Source organism: Stenotrophomonas sp. CFBP 13725 (assembly GCF_014841935.1).
GTDB lineage: Bacteria > Pseudomonadota > Gammaproteobacteria > Xanthomonadales > Xanthomonadaceae > Stenotrophomonas.
The window spans coordinates 142398-157698 of sequence record NZ_JACYUV010000002.1 but is presented as its reverse complement, the minus strand read 5'-3'; the positions used below and the strand labels follow the sequence as shown (position 1 = coordinate 157698).

Below are 15301 nucleotides of genomic sequence, written 5' to 3'. Positions count from 1 at the left end.
GTGGCCTCCGCGGCATGGATTCAGGCGGCGCTGCCCGCATCCAGCTGGTCCCCGTCCATCACCCGGTCGCGGCCGGCGCGCTTTGCGCCGTACATCGCATGATCGGCACGGCGCAGCAGCCCTGCCAGATCGTCCTGATCTGGCCGCCATTGCGCCAGGCCGATGCTCACCGTCACCTGCAATCCCGGTACCTGCAGCGCGGTGCCGGCTTCGCTGATCTTCCGGCGGATCTGCTCCAGGCGCCCGGCGGCGACCGCGCGGCTGGCGCCGGGTAACAGCAGCAGGAACTCTTCGCCGCCCATGCGGAAGACTTCTTCGCGGCTGCGCACCGAACCGCGCAACGCGGCCGCCACCGCGACCAGCACCGCGTCACCGGTTTCATGTCCGTGGTGATCATTGATTTCCTTGAACAGGTCGATGTCGAGGAAGCCGATGACCAGTGGTGTGCCTTCGTCCGTCGCGCGGGCGATCTGCGCACCCAGCTGGCGCAGCCCGGCACGGCGATTGGGCAGCCCGGTAAGCGAGTCCGTATCGGCCAGCTGGCGCATCTCGTCACGCTGCTCACGCAGCTTGCCCAGCCGCTGGTTGAGCGCGTAGGCGGCCATCATCAACAACCAGGTCGTGGACAACTGCAGCGATTCCACGCGATGCGCCAACAACCACTGGGCGCGCGCGAGATCGGCCACGATCATCAGCAGGAACGGGGCCACGGCAATCAGCCCGATGGCTGCCCAGCGCTCGCCGCGCGACCAGGCCCACACGCCGGCCAGCAACGCGGCCGCGCAACCGGTGATGTGTGCCGCCTGCAGGATGTCGGCCATCCAGCCCAGCATCGTCCAATCCATCCAGGGCACCAGCAGGGCCGCCAGCACCAGTCCACAACTCAGCATGGCCCAGGTGCGCCGCCAGCGTGGCCAGTGGCGGTCGCCCACGTTGAGCCGCCACAACACCGGCAGCAGGACCGCCTGCGCGCAGGCGGTCAATCCCACCAGCCACCATGCACTGTCCACGTCCACCGGAAACCAGGGCTCTGGATACCCGCTCAGGCCGCTCAACACCGATTGCCAGACCATGAACACCGCGCAGACGCCGACGTAGACCAGGAACAGGCGATCACGCGCGCTGAAAAAGCCCATCAATGCCGACAGCGCCAACGCCAACGCCACCGCCAGGCAGGCAGCGCGTACCAGCAGGCGGGCCGTGTCACGCTGCTGTACCGGACTGGGCGCGCCCAGCCGCAGCGTGGGTCCCCAGCGTTCCTTCAGGGGGGTCGCCCAGGAAACGACGATGGGCTCGGCGCTGCCCGCAGGCGGGACGATGACGATGCCGATGCCCGCGCGGAAGCGTGAATCCCGCGTCCGCGCATCCCCCATGTTGCCGCATATCTCCCGCGCCGCGTGGCGGATCATCACCTCGCCGGCGAAGACGTTGAACACATCCAGCGCCTGCGGTTGACCGGACCAGCCACCGGCCGGAGCGGGAATCTCCAACGTCTGGCGCGGGCCGTGGAGCATCTGCGGCGTGCAACTGCGATGCGGTGTGGGTTCGTCGGTGGCGCCACCGAGCAGCAGATAATCGCGCACAGGCTGTGGCGTCGCCGCGGCCTCCGACGGCAGCAGGACGGCGCACAACAGCGCCACGATCACCACCCAGCCTTGCCACTGCACTCCTGTGCTCCCCACGCCCCACCCGCCTGCTTGCGTGCGCGCAGACTGCGCGCCGTCCGTGCGGCCAGATTATCGCAGCCGCACGGTTTTCACGCAGACTGCGACCAATTGCCTAGCGCTGCGCCATCCACGGCGGCGTCTGTTGCTGGCGGTGCGGGTGCAGCGCGGTCTGCGTGATGCGCTCCAACGGCTGTGGTCGCTCGATGGCATAGCCCTGCAGGCTGTGCACGCCCATCTCCACCAGCTGCATTGCCTGCTCGTCGGTCTCCACCCATTCGGCCACCACGTCCAGCTGCAGTTCGCGGCCCAGCGCGGCGATCGCGCGCACCGTCGCGCGACTGATCGGATCGGTCTGCATGTCACGCACGAACGTGCCATCGATCTTCAGTTGATCGGCGGGCAGATGGCGAAGGTAGCCGAACGAGGATGACCCCGATCCGAAATCATCCAGTGCGATACGGCATCCGCGCGCCTTGACCGCATCGATGAACTCGCGCGCCTGACCGAGATTGTTGATGACCGCCGTTTCCGTGATTTCGAAGCACAACCGCGGCGCAAGCGAGCGGTTGCGCTCGAGCAGATCGGTGACGAAGGCCAGGAAGCTGGGCTCGGTGATCGACTGCGCCGACACATTCACATTGCACATGCCCAGCCGCGCCACGTGCGCGGGGCATACCTGCAAGTGGCGAAACAGCATCGACAGCACGCACCGGTCCAGCGACATGCCCATGCCATAGCGCTCGACCGCGGCAATGAACTCACCCGGCCCGTGCAGCACGCCCTGCTCATCGCGCATCCGCACCAGCACCTCGTAATGCAGGTGACCGGGGTCTTCGACATTGGCGATGCGCTGCGCGTACAGCACCATGCGGTTTTCGGCGATGGCGCGGCTGACGCGCCGCAGCCGATCCGCTTCACCGCGCCGCTCCTCAAGCGCCATGCGGTCTTCGTTGAAGCAGTGGATGCGGTTGCGTCCTGCCTGCTTGGCCGCGTAGCAGGCGCTGTCGGCAGCCCCCATCAGCCAGTTCACATCCGGCGTATCGGTGCCCATTTCCACCACGCCCACGCTGCAGCTGATCTTCAGAGTGTCCTCGCCGAACTGCACGCTCGCTTGTCCCAGCGTGCGGATCAACCGGTGCAGAATCTGCTTGGCTGCATCCTGCGTAGCCCCCTGCAGGAACAGTGCGAACTCGTCCGCGCCCAGCCGCCCTACCCAGTCGCCGTCACGCACGGCGTCCTCCAGATGCTCCGCGAAGGCACGCAGCATCTGGTCTCCTGCCGCGTGGCCCACCGTGTCGTTGACCAGCTTGAAATGGTCGAGGTTCAGATAGCACAGCGCGTGGACGCCGCCATCGTTGCGCACCTGCTGCACGGCTTGCTCCAGCAGCCGCTCGATCTCGCGCCGGTTGATCAGGCCCGTCAACACATCATGGCTGGCGTGGTGCTGCACTTCGCGCGCCAGCACATGGTTCTGGGTGACGTCTTCGACGATCGCGAAAATCGAAATGCCCTGCTTGCCGCGTGACACAGCGGTGCCGCTCCAGCGCCCCCACATCAGGCTGCCGTCCGCCCGCAGGAACCGCAGTTCACCGGCACGCAGCTGGCGGGGCCAGTCAATGCGCCCCCCGCCATCGAGCACCAGCTCGCCCTCTGCCAGCAGCTCACGCAGGTGCATGTGCTGCAACTGCTCGGGATGACGGCCAAGCAGGTCGGCCAGCGCCTGGTTGACCTCCATGATGCCCCCTTCCCCGTCGATCTTCAGCATGCCCACACTGGCCTGGTAGAAGGCGGCACGGAACCGGCTTTCCTGCTCCATCAGATCGGTGCGCACGCGACGCGCCAACAGCAGCGCGACCACGGCGATGGCCACCACTGACAGCGCACCCACGGCGAGGGTGATCATCCGCACCAGGGCGGACATGTTCACCAGCGCGAGAGAGAAATGGCGTGCGGTCTCCTGCAGCCCCGCATCGAGTTCGCTCAGACGACGGTGATAGCGCACCGCATCCTGCTCACTGACCGTGCCGGACTGGAAACGCTGTTCCAGCTGGTCGCCGATGCGCGCAAGCTCCTGCAACGGCGCATCGGTCTGCTGCCACAAGTGGGACGCTTCGCGGAAATAAGCGAAGTCACGGCCATAGCGGTATGACAGGATCAACCGATTGACATCGCCACGGGCGTTCCCGCCGCGCAGGAAGGCAGCGCGCGCGGTATCGACGTCCGGCACTTCCTGCTCCAACGCCAGGCGCGCCTCCAGGTCCGCCAGCGGCACCGCCAGCGCGGTGCGCGCCTCGTGCAGGTCGGTGGCGACGCCGCTGTCGAGATAATTATCCAGCGCGGCAACGGTCTGCTGCTGGCTGCGCGACCAGTGGCTCTGGCCTACGATCCAGGCCGTGGATGCGGCCTGCAGTTCCTGGATCAGCGCGGAGATGCCTACCAGGCCCACGGCCATACCGGTCAGCAAGGCAAAGCGCAGGGTCAAGCCGCGCGTCCTCGCAAGCTGCCGCATCCTCGCACCGGCCTCGCCCATTCGTGGAGCCCCCCAATCCGTGGTTGATCCTGACTGCATTCAGCGCATCATGCACGCTAGCGGCGGCCCTGTCTGCACGGCGCGAAGCCTCCGCGCGCTGTCCCGGGACAAAAAAAAAACGCCAACCCGAGGGCTGGCGTTTCCATGTCATGGCAGGCGTGGGATCAGACGCTGCGCGGACCGCGCGGCTTGAATCCCTCGCGGCGTGGCGGGCGATCATTGCCACCCGGACCACCGGGACCACCCGGACCACTACGGCGCGGACCGCCCTTGTCGAAGCGCGGCTTGGCCGGACCCCGCGGTGCCTGGCTGATATCCTCGCCCGGTTCAACGCGACGCATGTTGAGCTGCTGGCCCGATACCCACACTTTCTTCAGATGGGTGAGCACGTCCTGCGGCATGTCGGTCGGCAGGTCCAGAACGGAGAAGCCGTCATGGATGTCGATGCGGCCGATGAAGCGGCTTTCCAGACCCGCTTCGTTGGCGATGGCGCCGACGATGTTGGCCGGCTTGACGCCATGCTGGTGACCCACCTCGATGCGGAAGGTTTCCATACCCTGCTCCGGCGCGCCACGCGGCGGCATTTCACGGCGCGGACGGTCCGGGAACCCTTCGCCTTCGGCGCGCGGCGCGCGGTCGAACTTGGGACGGTCACCGCGGTCGAAGCGCTCGTTCCGCTCAGGACGGTCGGTGCGTTCACGCGGGGCACGCTCTTCGCGGGGCGCACGCACCGGCGGCTGCAGCAGGAACGGCGTATCGCCCTGCATCATCTTGGCCAGCGCGGCGGCGACGTCGATCGCCGGCACTTCGTTCTCGCCCTGGAAGCGCTCCAGCAGCTGGCGATAGAAGTCCAGGCCGCCCTGTGCCAGCGTTTCGCTGATGCGCGCGGTGAACTTGCTGACGCGGTTGTCGTTGACGGCTTCCACGCTCGGCAGCTGCATCTCTTCGATCGGCTGGCGCGTTGCGCGCTCGATCTGGCGCAGCATGCCCTTCTCGCGCGGAGTGGCGAACAGGATCGCCTCACCGCTGCGACCGGCACGGCCGGTACGGCCGATGCGGTGCACGTAGCTTTCGGTGTCGTACGGAATGTCGTAGTTCAGCACGTGGCTGATGCGCTCGACGTCCAGGCCGCGCGCGGCAACGTCGGTAGCGACCAGGATGTCCAGCTTGCCTTCTTTCAGCATGGCGATGGTGCGCTCACGCTGCGCCTGCTGCATATCGCCGTTGATGGCGGCAGCGGCCAGGCCACGGGCCTGCAGCTTGGTGGCCAGTTCTTCGGTGCCGGCCTTGGTACGGGCGAAGACGATCATCGCGTCGAACGGCTCGACTTCCAGGATGCGGGTCAGTGCATCCAGCTTGTGCATGCCACTCACCCACCAGTAACGCTGGCGGATGTTCGCCGATGTGGTCGTCTTGTTGACGATGGTGACTTCGGCCGGGTCTTTCAGGTAGGTCTGGGCGATGCGACGGATGGCCGGCGGCATGGTGGCCGAGAACAGCGCGACCTGGCGCTTTTCCGGCAGCTTCTTGAGCACGGCTTCGACATCGTCGATGAAGCCCATGCGCAGCATCTCATCGGCTTCGTCCAGCACCAGCGTCTTCAGCTCGGACAGGTCCAGCGTGCCGCGGTTCAAATGGTCGATGACGCGGCCGGGAGTACCCACCACGATATGCACGCCACGGCGCAGCGCCGACAGCTGGGTGGCATACGGCTGGCCGCCGTAGACCGGCAGCACGCGGAAACCGGGGATCTTCGAGGAATAGGTCTGGAACGCCTCGGCGACCTGGATGGCCAGCTCGCGGGTCGGCGCCAGCACCAGTGCCTGCGGCTTGGTCTGCTGCAGGTCGATGTTGGACAGCACCGGCAGCGCGAACGCTGCGGTCTTGCCGGTACCGGTCTGGGCCTGGCCCAGCACATCGCGGCCTTCCAGCATGGCCGGAATGGTGGCAGCCTGGATCGGCGAGGGGGTTTCGTAACCGACGGCGGCAACCGCCTGCATGACGGGCTCGGAAAGGCCGAGCTGCGCGAACTGCATCGGCGCTTGGGTATCTTGGGACATGGGGAACTCCGAAGGCACTGCCACGAACGTGGCAGGCGAAAAAAGGGGGGTATTGTGCGCTTAGGGCGCCCTTCTGACGCGTGCCCCGGCGCTTTTTCGAGTGCATAGGATACAGCACGCTGGATGAACCGGGGGATTGCCGCCATTCATCCGAGGCTGGCGCAACCGCAAGGGGTCATGGACCGTCCTCGCTGATCACCGCACAATGCGCATCATCTTACACGGAAGCCCCCCATGCAGACCCTAGAGTTCGACCTTGACGGTGAGTACGTCGAGCTGAAACAGCTGCTCAAGCTGACCGACCTGGTCAGCAGCGGCGGCGAAGCCAAGATGGCCATCAGCGAGGGCCGCGTACTGGTCGACGGTGAAGTCGAGCTGCGCAAGGCCTGCAAGATCCGCGCGGGCCAGCAGGTCGATTTCGATGACACCGTGATCCGGGTGCTGGCCCTGCCGGAAGAAGACTGAGCCCCCACTAGGCCCCCTACCCGGCCACTGGCTGGGTGAGGTGGCTGGCGATGAGCTGGCGGAAGGGGCGTACACCCTGCGCAAGCCGCAGACCGGCCGACCGCAGCAGACGCGCTGGCGCGCGATCATCGGTGTACACGCTGGCAATCGCATTGGTGGCTTCGTACAGCGGCCGCGAGGCGCGTCGGTGCCCGCGCTGGTAGCGGGCCAGGCTCCCCGCATCGGCAATGTCGGCACCGCGCGCATGCTGATCCGAAATCAGGTCGGCCAACCGGTGTTGGCTGGCCAGCCCCAGGTTGAATCCGTGCGCGGTGACCGGGTGCATGCCCACCGCCGCATCGCCGATCAACGCCGCGCCTGCAGCGACGAACCGCTCGGCGTAGACGCCCACCAAGGGGTATGCCTGCGGCTTCGCCACGGGCTGCATGCGGCCCAGGCGATGCGCGAAGAAACGGCTGATCGCATCTCCCAGTGCATCCTCGTGCAATGCGAGCAGCCCTTCTACCTGCCGGGGCGGCAGCGTGATCACCGCCGAGGCCAGTCCGTGGTTGAGCGGCAACAAGGCCAGGGTGCGGCCATAACCAAACCATTCCCACGCCGTCTGCCGGTGATCGCGCTCGAGCTGCACCCGGCACACCAGCATCGATTTGCCGAAGTCGCGTACGCGGGCACCGATGCCGAGCAGTCGGCGGGTAGAGGAAAAGCGGCTGTCGGCGGCAACCAGCAGTCGCGCGTGCAGGCGGCTGCCATCGTCAAGCTGCACCACATGGCCTGCATCGGCAGTCTGCACGCCCTGGACCCGGCGGCCGTCCAGCAGCTGCAGGCCGGGCTGCCCTTGCACGGCATTCCAGGCGGCACGGCGGATCAGATGATTGGGCACCAGCCAGCCCAGCGGGCCATCGGCAGGCCGGTCCCGCGCGAACGTGAGCGCGAAAGGGGACACCCCGTCCATGACGCGGGCATCGTGCAGCTCGGAAATTTCGGCGGGAGGCAGCCGCTCCCACACCTGCAGGCGTTGCAGGATCTGCCGGGATGCGTGGGTAAGCGCGATTTCGCGCCCGTCGAACGGCGCATCGGCCAACTGCTGCCGGGACTGCGGCTCCACCAATGCGACCCGCAGGCCGCTGCCAGCCAGAGACCGTGCGAAACACAATCCGGCGGGGCCCGCCCCCACCACCACCACATCGGTCACCTGCATCGCTCTGCTTCCCGGCTGTTTGTCAGCCCCAGCATAGCGGCGACTGCCCGGCGCGGCCCTTGATCTGGATCAGGCCGGGCCGCGCGGATTCACAGCAACGCCTTGAGCAGCATGAACACGCCGGCCATGGAGACCACCCACGCCAGACTGCGCACATAGGGCACGCCTGCTGCATACAGCGGCAGATAGACCAATCGCGCCCAGAAATACAGCTGCACCGCGAGCGCCGTGCTGCCGTCCTGCCGGCCGGCCACCACGACCGCCAACGCAGCGGCAGCGAAGATCGGGAAGGTCTCGAAGAAGTTGGCCTGCGCGCGTTGCAGGCGCCCCGCCACGAGACCCGGCGGTGGTGGCGCACCATCGCGCGCGGAGGCGTTCCACTTCTGCCCGCGTTCCCGCGTGACCGCTGCGACGGCGAGCAGCACGTAACCGATACCCAGCAGGCCGGACCAGGCCAGCATCTGCAGCTCAATGGACAGGGGCATGGCTCAGGTTCCCGGCGAACGGACGCTGTAACCGGCCAGGCGCCAGACCTTGTCTTCATCAAGGCGGAAGCTGACCAGCTCACGCACCGGCTGCGGACTGTTGGCGAAGCGCGTCGGGTAGGTCACGTTGAGGTACAGGCCCTCGGGAACGGCCGCCCCTGCGTTGAACCGCACCCGGCTGATGCTCGGCTGGCCACGGCCCACCAAGGCGCCCAGCCGAGCGCGATCCGCGCTGACCTGCTTGGTGAACGCATCACGCGTGACCGCCTTGCGTGCTACGGCCGATGCGCCGTCCCACAGCTGCGCCGTCTGGCCGCCGTCCACAAGCCGGGCCGCCTGTAGCGCCGCTGCACTCATCTCGGCATTCTGCTTTTCAAGCTGCGCCTGCTGGGCCGGCGTGAGCTGCTGGGCCGGTGCAGCCGGTGCCGTGGCGGCGGCCGGGCGCGCGCCCGTTGCAGCCGGGGCTGCGGCAGGCCGTGCAGTGGACGGCTGGGCGGCCTGAGGCTGCTGAGCGACCGCCGCGACGGGCAGCAGCAGGGACAGAAAGATCAACGATCGCTTCATCGGAACCGCCGGTTCAGGGTAGATGCCCGCAGTCTACGCCACCCACCGCCCCGCGCTTCAAGCCGCCGGTTCGGCCGGTTCGGCCGGCATCTGCTCGGCGGTCGGCGCCGCCTCGTCTCGTCCATCATCCGCAGCTCCCTGCTGCGACGGCGAGACACCCGGTGCGGGCGGCAGGGTCGCCACGTCAATCTCCGACAGCGGGCTGTCCGAGGGGCATACCTCATCGGGGAATCCGTAGTCTTTCTTCAGCGACTGCCCGCAGGCATTGACGGCTTCCAACTCGGCGCCTTCGCGTTTGCACTGCTGGTCGAAGGCGACCAGGAACGCATCCTTGCGGCGCACGAAATCATCGCCGCAGGCGCGCATCTGCTTGATGCGCTCCAGATCGTCCTGCACCGCGTTGGTGCCGTCCAGGCCATATTGCCGCAGCTCGTCCGACGTCAGCACCCGCAGGCTGCGGTTGGGCACCGTCATCATCAGGTCGGCCACGCCCACCGCAACGCCGTTGCGCTGCAGGTAATCCTTGACGTTGTCATACACCTCATGCAGCTCGCGGTTGAGTTCGGCACGCGACGTGGCCTTCGAGCTGATCCGCATCATGCGGTGGATGCCCACCTTGCCCAGCACCAGGCGATTGTCGCCCGCCGCCAGGACGAACACGCAGGCGCTGTGGCAGATGGAGGCCTCACGCACCCAGATGGTCCAGTTGGACTCGCCGATGCTGTCACCGGCGACGATGGCCGATTCAACCTGTCCACCGCTGGAGTCCAGGTCGAGGATGCGCTTGTGGATGCCCAGCCCGTCGGCTACCACGGCCAGCCGCCAGACCAGCTCGGCAAAGCCCGGATTGATCTTGCCGCTGTATCGCACACGCGCCAGGCCGCGCTCGCTGCACGGCTGCAGTGCCTGTTCGATCTGCACACGCTCCAGGCCCGCCAGCTCCTCGCCGTCCCCGGGCTCGGCTGCGTAGTCTGTCGTGCAGCTGATCCATGCCCTGCCGTTTTCCAGCGCTGCCGCCGGCCACGGGCGATCGGCGCGGCCAACAGGCGGCGATGCGGGTGGCGGCGCGTCGGCCACGTTGATGGACACCATGTGGTCGCCGTCGGCGCTGGGAGCACGCGTGGCGGCCTCGTTGGCCGTCACGTTGCCGGGATTCTCAAGCTGGCTGCACGAGGCCAAGGCCAGGCACAGCAGGGGCGACCACCATTTGAGCAACATGTACCATCGAACCGGTCGGAAACACACGCCCAGTCTAGGGCCTGCACAGCAGATGGCTGCAACCGCCGCTGAACCTGACCGGCTGCGTCAGGGGGCGGATGCATTGGTGTCCGAAAATGGCGAGCCCGGACACGCCGGCCGGCCTAGACTGATCGCATGACATCCTCTGCCGCCTTGGACACTGCAAGCTGCGAACGTGCGCGACTGGCCCGCGATGCGCGTTTCGACGGGCTGTTTTTCACGGCCGTCCGCAGCACCGGCATCTATTGCCGCCCGGTGTGCCCGGCGCCGGCGCCGAAGCCGTCCAACGTGACCTACTACGCCAACGCGGCCGCTGCCGCTGCGGCCGGCTATCGGCCCTGCCTGCGCTGCCGGCCGGAGCTGTCACCGGCGGCGCAGCAGCGGATCGACGAGGACGCCGTGCGGCGGGCGCTCGATCTGATCCATGACGGCTTCCTGCAGGGCGCGACGGTAGCCGCGCTGTCCGCGCGGGTGGGTATCAGCGCGCGGCAGCTGCAGCGGCTGTTCGTCGCTGCGTTGGGCGTGACGCCGCAGCGACTGCATGCCAACCAGCGCCTGCTGCAGGCCAAGCAGTTGCTGACCGAGACGCGCCTGCCGGTGACCGATGTGGCGTTGGCCGCCGGTTTCAACAGCCTGCGGCGGTTCAATGATGCGTTTCTGGGTGGCTGTGGCATGCCGCCCACCGCCATCCGCCGCCTGCCTGCCCCCGCCTCCAGTGCGGGCGATGCCGTGCAACTGCGCCTGGGATATCGGCCTCCATTGGATTTCGGCCTGATGCTGCAGTTCCTGCAGCGCCGGATGATTCCCGGGATTGAACGCATCGACGACGACGGCTACCAGCGGGTGATCGGCCCTGCGCAGCGCCCTGCCCTGCTGCAGGTCAGCGCGTCGCCCGGGCGCAACGAACTCGTGCTGCGGCTTGAGCGCATCGATCCGCGACAGATTCCGGCCGTGGTCCGCCGCGTACGCCATATGTTCGACCTGGATGCCGACCTGCATCAGGTCCACGCGGCGCTGCAGGCAGAGCCCCTGCTTGCACGGGGCATCGCACAGCGTCCGGGGTTGCGCGTTCCCGGCGGCTGGGAAGGGTTTGAAGTGGCGGTGCGCGCGGTGCTCGGCCAGCAGGTCAGCGTTGCGGCGGCCACCACGCTGGCGCGTCGGCTGGTGCAAGCCTATGGGCACCCGCTGGACGGGATGCCCGACGGATTGGATCGGTTGTTTCCAGAACCCGCACGACTGGCCGATGCGCCACTGGAGGCCATCGGCCTTCCACGCACCCGTGCATCGACACTGCGTTCGCTTGCACGTGCCTGCGCCGAGGGTCAGCTCGACTTCGGTGCAGGGCAACGGCTTGAGGATTTCGTCCAGCGTTGCATCGCCCTGCCCGGCATCGGTCCGTGGACGGCGCAGTACATTGCGCTGCGCGCGCTGGGCCAGCCTGATGCGTTTCCCGCCGGTGACCTGGTGCTGCAGCAGATGCTGGGCACACCCGAAAAGCGACTGACCGAACGCCAGACCGAGCAACGGTCACAGCCGTGGCGGCCCTGGCGCGCCTATGCCGTGCTGCACCTTTGGCACCTCTCTCCTCCTTTCCGTGGAGCTCCGTCATGACCCTTCATTACGATCGCTTCGATTCGCCGATCGGTGAGCTCACCGTGGCCGGCGACGCGCACGGCATCGCCCACATTATTTTCCCTGAGAACCGCCATCCGCCGAAGGGCCGCGAGCACTGGCAGTACCAGCCCGCGACGGTGCGCGAGGCGCGCCTGCAGCTGCTCCAGTACCTGCAGGGCGAGCGCTCGGCCTTTACCTTGCCACTGGCCCCCCGCGGCACGCCGTTCCAACTGCGCGTGTGGCACGCATTGGCGACGATTCCGTTCGGGCAGACCTGGAGCTACCTGCAACTGGCGACCGCGCTGGGCCAGCCCACGGCAACGCGCGCCGTGGGCGCGGCGAACGGCCGCAATCCGCTGCCGATCGTGCTGCCCTGCCATCGGGTGATCGGCCGCGACGGCTCATTGACCGGGTTCGCCGGTGGACTGCAGACCAAGGCCGCGCTGCTGCGTCTGGAACAAGGGGCAGGCGCGTTGTTCGACCCCCCATGACCTTTGGTGTCTTGGGTACGTCATTGCGGCTGCCTACAATAGCGCGATGACCTATCGACGCCTTGCCTGGGCGCTGGCCGCGATCCTGCCGCTGGCTGCCTGCACCACCCCAGTTGCCCGCCCCGGTTCCGGCGTCGCCGCCACGCCTGTCGCCGCACCTGCACCCAAGCTGCTGCTGATCTCCATCGACGGCCTGCGCGCCGATGCGCTGGACCGTGGCATCACGCCGAACCTGCAGCGCATCATCGACAGCGGCGTGCGCGCGAAATGGATGAATCCATCGTATCCGTCGCTGACCTTTCCCAACCATTACACACTGGTCACCGGCCTGCGCCCGGACAAGCACGGCATCATCCACAACAGCATGGACGATGGGCAACTGGGCCCTTTCAAACTGAGCGACCGCGACACGGTCACCAAGCCTGCATGGTGGGGTGGCGAGCCGATCTGGGTCAGTGCCGAGCAGGCCGGCGTGCGCACTGCAACGTGGTCGTGGCCGGGCAGCGAAGCCGAGGTAAAGGGCGTGCGACCCAGCCAGTGGCGCCAATATGACGAGCGCGTCCCGTTTGAACGCCGCGCTTCCGATGTGCTGGCGTGGCTGCAGCAGGCCGGTTCCGATGCGCCACGACTGGTCACGCTGTATCTGGAAGGCGTGGACAAGGCCGGGCACCACGATGGTCCACAGTCGGCCGAGTACACCACGGCCATCCAGCGCGCGGATGCGGTGATCGGCCAGGTACTGGATGGACTGCAGCGGGGCGGTCTCGACGCCACCACCAACGTGGTGCTGGTGTCCGACCACGGTATGGCGTCGGTGCCGGAGGGTCACGTCATCGCTACCGAAGACATGGCGGATCCGGCCATCGCGCGCAACATCAGCGTGGGCCAGTCGGTCGGCTTCGAGCCGATGCCGGGCCAGCGCGCCGCGGCCGAACGCGTGCTGCTAGGGCGCCACGCGCAGTACACGTGCTGGAAGAAGGGCGACCTGCCTGCCCGATGGCACTACGGCAGCAACCCACGCATCCCTGCCATCGTGTGCCAGATGGATGAGGGCTGGGATGCGCTGGCCCGTGAGACGATCGCCAAGCGTCCCCAGCAGGACCGTGGATCGCATGGCTATGACAACGCGTTGCCGTCGATGCGCGCGGTGTTCATTGCGCGTGGGCCGTCGTTCAAGCAGGGCGTGGTGATCGATGATTTCGACAATGTCGACCTGTATTCCCTGCTGGCGCGCCTGCTGCAGGTGCCGGCCGCGCCGAACGACGGTGACCCGCAGACGTTGCTGAAGACCTTGCGCTAGCGGGTGGGGTGCCGGGCTGCGCGCGGCGCCCGCAGAAGCGAGCAGCAACGGCAACAGCAACAGCAACGGCGGCAGGGCCGTGGGTGGGCGGGCCGGGGTGGGTTGGCGGGGGACGGCAAGAGCCGCATCCATGCGGGCCTCGTTTCGCGCCATCCATGGCGCTCAACGCCCCCGCCAACCCACCCCGCCCCACCTTCGACAGGTCCATGGTGGCCATGGGACCTGCGGGCATCGGTAGCGCCGACCCATGGTCGGCGAGCGCAGCGGGCGGTTGGCGGGAACATTCCGCCGACCATGGGTCGGCGCTACCGCAGATCTCGTTGAAACGTCTGGTGGAGGGAGCCCCTGAGTCAGGGGCGGCCGCGAAGCGGCGGGGTATGGGTGCTGGTGAGACGGGGCCCACGGTTTGCGAAGCAAAGCGTGGGAGCGGCAGCGCGAATGCGATGACGTGGACCCCGCCATGGATGGCGCGAAACGAGGCCCGCATGGATGCGGTTTTTGCCGTCCCGCGCACAGCCCCACCGCCCGGCCCATCCTCCTGCAGCGGCTGTCGAGCCACCCGCGAGGGGGTCCTGCCCGTTCGCTCTGCAACTGCAACACCCTGTTGCCCATTCGGGGGATCCCCCGCCGCACATCGCATGCGATCCTGCGCCCCTGTCCCTGCCAGCGAGAACGCCCGTCATGACCACCATCATCGCCCCGCGCGTGCACGACATCGGCGGGCTGGAAGTCCGCCGCGCCGTGCCCACCCTGCAGGCGCGCAGTGTCGGACCCTTCGTGTTCATCGATCAGATGGGCCCGGCCGTGCTTGATCCCGGCACCGGCATCGACGTGCGCCCCCATCCCCACATCGGTCTGGCCACCGTGACCTTCCTCTGGTCCGGTGCCATCGGCCACCGGGACAGCCTGGGCTCGGACCAGGTGATCCGTCCTGGCGATGTGAACTGGATGACCGCCGGCCGCGGCATTTCCCATTCCGAACGCACGCCGCCGCCGGAGCGCGAACACGGCCATCCGCTGCATGGCATGCAGACCTGGATCGCGCTGCCGAAGGGTTTCGAGGAAGTGGAACCGGCGTTCCACCACCACGCCGCCGCGACGCTGCCCCAGCAACATCGCAATGGCGCGTGGCTTCGGGTGATCGCCGGCCGGGCCTACGGTGAGGAATCGCCGGTCAAGGTGTTCGCCGATACCCTCAACGTCGCCATCGATCTGCAGCCGGATGCGGAGATCGATCTGGACACCGGTCACCGCGAGCGATCGCTCTACATCCTTGACGGCCAGGCGCAGTTGGATGGCGTGGACGTGCCTGCGCAGCACCTGATCCTGCCGGCTGACGGGGCGCGTGGACGGCTGCGCGCGAAAACGCCGGTCAAGGCCATGCTGATGGGCGGCGAGCCGCTGGATGGCCACCGCCATCTGTGGTGGAACTTTGTCTCCAGTTCCAAGGAGCGCATCGAGCAGGCCAAGCACGATTGGGAAAACGGACGCTTCGGCACCATTGCGGGCGACGATCAGGAGTTCATTCCCCTGCCCGCCTGATGGTTACCGATGTAACAGGGTTTGTGCGCTCGCTCACGTTCCGTTAAGGTCATCCCAACTCCCGCCAGCGTGGCTGGCAGGCAGGGTTGGCGTCCGGGGATGGGGGCCAGGTCGCAACGGCGACCGCGCCCGCCTGCCGCTGGCGG

Annotated in this window: 12 protein-coding genes; 5 read left to right on the top strand and 7 right to left on the bottom strand. The window is 67.5% G+C overall.

Annotated features, from left to right (window positions below; all coding sequences use genetic code 11):
* Positions 1–20: 20 nt before the first annotated feature.
* The 3 genes from IFT65_RS03790 to IFT65_RS03780 form a co-directional block, all read right to left on the bottom strand.
* The gene (locus IFT65_RS03790; RefSeq protein WP_342365841.1) at positions 21–1667 is read right to left on the bottom strand and encodes a diguanylate cyclase; all 1647 of its coding nucleotides are present in this window, start codon (positions 1665–1667) and stop codon (positions 21–23) included.
* A gap of 112 nt (positions 1668–1779) precedes the next feature.
* Entirely contained in the window at positions 1780–4197 is a 2418-nt protein-coding gene (locus IFT65_RS03785; protein WP_192080725.1) for an EAL domain-containing protein, read from the bottom strand.
* Between the two features lie 164 nt (positions 4198–4361).
* Positions 4362–6257, bottom strand: coding sequence for a DEAD/DEAH box helicase (locus IFT65_RS03780; RefSeq protein WP_192080311.1), 1896 nt, complete (start codon positions 6255–6257; stop codon positions 4362–4364).
* A gap of 234 nt (positions 6258–6491) precedes the next feature.
* Between IFT65_RS03780 and IFT65_RS03775 the strand changes: the two genes are divergently transcribed.
* Positions 6492–6722 carry an RNA-binding S4 domain-containing protein gene (locus IFT65_RS03775; RefSeq protein WP_188324602.1) on the top strand — a complete coding sequence of 77 codons (231 nt, stop codon included), beginning with the start codon at positions 6492–6494 and terminating at the stop codon, positions 6720–6722.
* Between the two features lie 16 nt (positions 6723–6738).
* Here IFT65_RS03775 and ubiM read toward each other — a convergent pair whose 3' ends face one another.
* The 4 genes from ubiM to IFT65_RS03755 all read right to left on the bottom strand — a co-directional run bounded on the left by ubiM (position 6739) and on the right by IFT65_RS03755 (position 10187).
* Positions 6739–7920: a 5-demethoxyubiquinol-8 5-hydroxylase UbiM gene (gene ubiM / locus IFT65_RS03770; RefSeq protein ID WP_192080309.1), complete on the bottom strand. Its 1182-nt coding sequence runs from the start codon at positions 7918–7920 to the stop codon at positions 6739–6741.
* Positions 7921–8009: 89 nt separating this feature from the next.
* A complete protein-coding gene (locus tag IFT65_RS03765; RefSeq protein ID WP_188327328.1) occupies positions 8010–8399 on the bottom strand; it encodes an MAPEG family protein in 390 nt (129 codons plus the stop codon).
* Positions 8400–8408: 9 nt separating this feature from the next.
* The gene (locus tag IFT65_RS03760) at positions 8409–8969 is read right to left on the bottom strand and encodes a DUF4019 domain-containing protein (RefSeq protein ID WP_192080307.1); all 561 of its coding nucleotides are present in this window, start codon (positions 8967–8969) and stop codon (positions 8409–8411) included.
* Positions 8970–9026: 57 nt separating this feature from the next.
* Complete coding sequence (locus tag IFT65_RS03755) at positions 9027–10187, bottom strand: hypothetical protein (protein ID WP_192080305.1); 1161 nt, start codon at positions 10185–10187, stop codon at positions 9027–9029.
* Between the two features lie 156 nt (positions 10188–10343).
* Here IFT65_RS03755 and IFT65_RS03750 point away from each other — a divergent pair, with 156 nt between their 5' ends.
* The 4 genes from IFT65_RS03750 (at position 10344) to IFT65_RS03735 (ending at position 15155) form a co-directional block, all read left to right on the top strand.
* A complete protein-coding gene (locus IFT65_RS03750) occupies positions 10344–11819 on the top strand; it encodes a DNA-3-methyladenine glycosylase 2 (protein WP_192080303.1) in 1476 nt (491 codons plus the stop codon).
* The gene (locus tag IFT65_RS03745; protein ID WP_192080301.1) at positions 11816–12313 is read left to right on the top strand and encodes a methylated-DNA--[protein]-cysteine S-methyltransferase; all 498 of its coding nucleotides are present in this window, start codon (positions 11816–11818) and stop codon (positions 12311–12313) included. The genes IFT65_RS03750 and IFT65_RS03745 overlap by 4 nt, the downstream gene beginning before the upstream one ends.
* 46 nt (positions 12314–12359) lie before the next feature.
* Entirely contained in the window at positions 12360–13613 is a 1254-nt protein-coding gene (locus IFT65_RS03740; protein ID WP_192080299.1) for an ectonucleotide pyrophosphatase/phosphodiesterase, read from the top strand.
* A gap of 681 nt (positions 13614–14294) precedes the next feature.
* Positions 14295–15155, top strand: coding sequence for a pirin family protein (locus IFT65_RS03735; protein WP_192080297.1), 861 nt, complete (start codon positions 14295–14297; stop codon positions 15153–15155).
* Positions 15156–15301: the final 146 nt, after the last annotated feature.